This is a genomic window from Erwinia sp. B116 (assembly GCF_002865965.1).
Classification (GTDB): Bacteria; Pseudomonadota; Gammaproteobacteria; order Enterobacterales; family Enterobacteriaceae; genus Erwinia.
Genome location: NZ_JRZZ01000054.1, coordinates 16724 through 19840 on the forward strand (window position 1 = coordinate 16724; position 3117 = coordinate 19840).

3 protein-coding genes and 1 pseudogene are annotated in these 3117 nt (G+C 58.6%); 2 read left to right on the plus strand and 2 right to left on the minus strand.

Features of this window, described 5'->3' with window-relative positions; translation table 11 throughout:
* Nucleotides 1-150 precede the first annotated feature (150 nt).
* Complete coding sequence (locus NV64_RS21180; RefSeq protein WP_056237143.1) at nucleotides 151-1200, plus strand: NADP-dependent oxidoreductase; 1050 nt, start codon at nucleotides 151-153, stop codon at nucleotides 1198-1200.
* 350 nt (nucleotides 1201-1550) lie between these two features.
* Here the strand turns inward: NV64_RS21180 and NV64_RS21185 are convergent, their stop codons facing one another.
* Nucleotides 1551-1952, minus strand: coding sequence for a type II toxin-antitoxin system VapC family toxin (locus NV64_RS21185; RefSeq protein WP_101506710.1), 402 nt, complete (start codon nucleotides 1950-1952; stop codon nucleotides 1551-1553).
* Nucleotides 1953-2183, minus strand: a complete 231-nt coding sequence (locus NV64_RS21190; protein ID WP_101506711.1) for a prevent-host-death protein — start codon at nucleotides 2181-2183, stop codon at nucleotides 1953-1955.
* A 527-nt stretch (nucleotides 2184-2710) separates the two neighbouring features.
* On the opposite strand from NV64_RS21190, the pseudogene NV64_RS21195 reads away from it, so the two are divergent.
* Nucleotides 2711-3117: pseudogene (locus NV64_RS21195) on the plus strand (hypothetical protein); the annotation flags it as partial.

Genomic DNA, 3117 nt, shown 5'->3' on the forward strand with positions numbered 1-3117 from the left:
GCCCGTTTCAGCAGGATTCAGCGAGGCGCAGGAAGCAAACGCCGTGCTTCGCGCAGTAGCGCAAGGAAACTCCGCGGCAGATGCACTACGCTTTAGCCAGCAAAAAGTCGGCAATACGGCCGACGCTTTTCTGGCTAACCGGAGGTTTTCATGCCGCAGGACCGACAAACCAACCGCCGCATCGTACTGGCATCCCGCCCGCACGGCGCGCCCACCGCCGCCGACTTCCGCGAGGAGGCGCAGCACCTGCCGACGCCGGGCCAGGGCCAGCTGCTGCTGCGCACCGTGTGGCTGTCGCTTGACCCCTATATGCGCGGGCGGATGAGCGATGCGCCCTCTTACGTGCCGCCGCTGGCGATTAACGAGACCATCTGCGGCGGTACGGTGTCGATCGTTGAGCAGTCACAGCACGCCGATTTCAAACCCGGCGACTGGGTGCTGAGCTACAGCGGCTGGCAGGATTTTGCGCTGTCTGACGGCAGCGGGCTGGTGAAGCTCAGCGGCCCGGTGTTGCAGCATCCGTCGTGGGCGCTGGGCATGCTGGGGATGCCGGGCTTTACCGCCTATATGGGGCTGCTGGATATCGGCAATCCGCAGCCGGGCGAGACGGTGGTGGTAGCCGCCGCCACCGGTGCGGTAGGTTCGCTGGTCGGTCAGATCGCTAAAATCAAGGGCTGCCACGTGGTGGGGATTGCCGGCGGCGCGGCCAAGTGCCGTTACGCCGAGGACGTGCTGGGCTTCGACCGCTGTCTGGATCACCGCGACCCGAACTTTGCCCAGCAGCTGAGCCGCCACTGTAGCGAAGGGATCGACGTTTATTTTGAGAGCGTTGGCGGCGCGGTGTTTAACGCGGTGCTGCCGCTGATGAACACCAGAGGCCGTATTCCGGTGTGCGGGCTGATCGCCGATTATAACCGTACCGCGCCGTCGGCCGGTCCGGACCAGCTGCCGCTGTTGCAGAGCGCGATCCTGCGCAAGCGGCTGCGGGTGCAGGGCTTTATCATTACCCAGGACTATGGCCATCGCTTCGATGAGTTTTTCCGCCAGATGAGCCAGTGGGTGGCGCAGGGGCGGCTGCAGTTCCGCGAGGATATTGTCGACGGGCTGGACAATGCGCCGGAGGCGTTTATTGGTATGCTTGAGGGGAAAAACTTCGGTAAGGTGGTGATCCGCGTGGCCGGGGATAAGCCTGCGCCGTAATCTGCGCCAGTGAAGCCTTGTTACTGCAGGAAAGATTATCGCGTGCGCGGTATGCGGCAGTGGAGCCTCGCTGCAGGATCGGTGGCCGGGTGCGCGGTATGCGGCAGTAAAGCCTCGCTGCAGGATCGGTGACCGGGCGCGCGGTATGCGGCAGATCGCCGGGTCGCCGTGAACCCCTCCATGGGGGCTCGGATGCCGCATCCGTGCGGCATACGCCCGGCTAACCTGTCCCCATACCGCACACCCCTTCAGGCTGTAGTGTTGCGGTCCTAAGGCCTCGCTGCGGGATCGGCGGCCGGGTGCAGGGTATTTGGCGCTGCGAGGGCGGATCCGGTGACTCCCGGTGGCGATCACCCGTTAGGGATCACCGTGATGTAGTCGCCGACGCTGTTAATCAGTTTATCGTCGCCGGTGAGCAGCGGCAGCCGGTTGTAGTGGGACTGGGCGACAATCAGGCGGTCGAAGGGATCTTCGGAGACGCTTTCCGGCAGGTTGCTGACCTCCAGCAGGTGTTCACCGTTGATCGGCAGTTCAAACAGGCCGGCTTCGAACAGGCCCATTCTGAACTGCTCCGGGTCAACGGTGAAGCCGGGCTGGTTGAGACGGCTTTTGATCACCACTTCCCAGATGCTGGCGGCGCTGTACCAGAGGGTTTTATCCGTATCTTCGAGGATATGGACCACCGTTGGTGTCAAGCGTGCCGGCGCGTAGGCCATATAGAGCAGTACGTTGGTGTCGATTAAAATATCCATTTATGCGTATTTCCCTGCAAACATTGCCAGAATATCCAGGCTGCCCATCTCGTCAAACCAGGCGGGAACCGCCCCTTTTCCTTTGAGAAAGCCCAGTTTACGTTTAGGTTTTTCAGCCTGTTCAGCCAGAAACTTGATGCCGCGAAACGACGCCGTATCGGCTAAAAAAGGCGCAATAACGCGGGCCAACTCCCGGCTGATGTCATCTCCCTTAAGCTTACGCTTTGCCATGCTCACACCTCCCTGATTGCGGTGATTACAGACACTACCCGTGCCATGGTTATAAAACCAGCAGCCGTCGGCAGTAATTGTGCGAAATGGAATGGTCGTTCAGAAAATGATGTAACTGATGCAAAACAGTAAAGCCGTAGCCGGCCTGTAGCGCATCTGCGGTGGCCGCCACCGGCAACAGAAACAGTTTAGGCGGGGATCGCCCTGATGCCCGTCAGTTAAGACTGGCTGGCATTTTTTTCCTTTTACTAACGGATGATTAAAGCGCGACTTCTTCATCCCTCTTGCGAATGATCGTTCCCGTCGCCCCGACAGTATTACTGGCCGCATTCTTATTTCGGCATCGTTGACCAGCACCCGGATCTTTCCCAATACCGCTACGGGACTAAAAGATAGCAATGCATCCTTTTACTGTCGTGTTCTGTGATCGACTTAACGGCCAGCTCTGAAAAAAAGCATTTACACACCATCGTGCACAGGGTCAGAGCTGATACCGTTTTCGGCTAATAATAACAGGAGGTTAACGCATGGACGACAATGAAAACCGCTCTTATCATCGCCCGATCTGGGATGATAATGGGCAGGTTTATTTCGAGATCCCTTTCCATCCGAAAGAAAAAAATCACGTGGCGGTCTGCCTTAAGCCGCCGGACAAAGTGATCCCGGTGATTTTTATTCCGGGGGTGATGGGGTCAAACCTGAAAAACCAGAGTAGCGAAGTCTGGCAGTTTAGTGCCTCATCGCTTAGAAAATGGCCGGTTGCCAGCCCGGAAAAAAGGAAGTTTCTGCTTGATCCGAAGACCACAACGGTTGACGACAGTGGCGCCATTTTTAACGACGACGCGGACGGGAAGAAATTCCCCTCCCGGCGGGAAAGGGGATGGGGCAGCGCGTTTTACAAAAGCTACGGGGAGGCGCTCGACCGGCTGCAGTA

Excerpts from the sequence above, each read along its gene's own strand:
- NV64_RS21180 (WP_056237143.1), top strand. The coding sequence starts at position 151 with ATGCCGCAGGACCGACAAACCAACCGCCGCATCGTACTGGCATCCCGC.
- NV64_RS21185 (WP_101506710.1), bottom strand. The coding sequence starts at position 1,952 with ATGGATATTTTAATCGACACCAACGTACTGCTCTATATGGCCTACGCG.
- NV64_RS21190 (WP_101506711.1), bottom strand. The coding sequence starts at position 2,183 with ATGGCAAAGCGTAAGCTTAAGGGAGATGACATCAGCCGGGAGTTGGCC.